Below are 937 nucleotides of genomic sequence, written 5' to 3'. Positions count from 1 at the left end.
GCGTTATTAATAAGGATATCAATACCCCCAAATTCTACTGCAGTTTGCTCAACTAAGGTTTTAATATCTACAGGTTTTGTTATATCCGTTACCATATAAGCCACTTTGCCTGCCCCAAGCTGTGATAATTCTCTTTGCACAGCCGCAAGTTTTTTTTCATCACGGCTGGCAAGCATGACATTGGCTCCTTCTTTAACTAGTTCTGCCGCTATTGCCTTCCCCAATCCTTGGCTTGAAGCCAAAATCAAAGCATTTTTCTTTTGCAAATGTAAGTCCATTCCAAATCCCCCATTTTCATTAAAACATACTTTCATTATATCGTTTCATTCGAAAAGTGAAAAATCTGAATAATCATTTTTCGTGTGTTTTTTTGAAGTTCTCTTAAAACACACAAAAAATTGCCGGTTGGGAAGCCCAACCGGCGTCAAAGGGGGAAATGAGAATGTCAGCTGCTCTAATCGAGCTAAACAACTGTGCTTGCTTTTATATACCCACATGGTGTTTCATTAAACATTTTTTTTAAAAAAAGTAATATAAAATTTTACAGCACTTCATCCGAGGATTTCTCTGTGGATGAAGTGCTGACTTTTTTGATTATATATTTACTGCTTTAAGTACAGCTTCTTTCACTTTATCATTTGTATCCATCACTAAAACATCCTGAGACAGTTTTTTCATCTCATCAAGCGAAAGTTGGCTAATCAAGGAGCGTGCTTTTAGAATCGAAGTGGCACTCATGGAAAATTCGTCGAGACCCATTCCGATTAAAATTGGAATAGCTACTTCATCTCCTGCCATCTCGCCACACATTCCAGCCCATTTTCCTTCTTTATGAGCTGCATCAATGACCATTTTAACCAGGCGTAGAATCGCTGGATTATATGGCTGATATAAATAAGAAACTCTCTCATTCATTCTATCAGCAGCCATTGTATAC

The 937-nt window shown here is 37.6% G+C and carries 2 protein-coding genes; both read right to left on the bottom strand.

Going from position 1 to position 937, the window contains the following annotated elements; genetic code table 11:
• Positions 1 to 278: SDR family NAD(P)-dependent oxidoreductase (locus tag AC1DUW_RS30565; RefSeq protein ID WP_477644413.1), on the bottom strand; the 278-nt coding region annotated here is incomplete at its 3' end.
• Between the two features lie 316 nt (positions 279 to 594).
• Positions 595 to 937: putative PEP-binding protein (locus AC1DUW_RS30560; RefSeq protein ID WP_477644412.1), on the bottom strand; the 343-nt coding region annotated here is incomplete at its 5' end.

Source organism: Peribacillus sp. P4_C12 (assembly GCF_056402095.1).
Note: the sequence above shows the minus strand (reverse complement) of the source record. Positions and strands in the feature narration are given on the sequence as shown.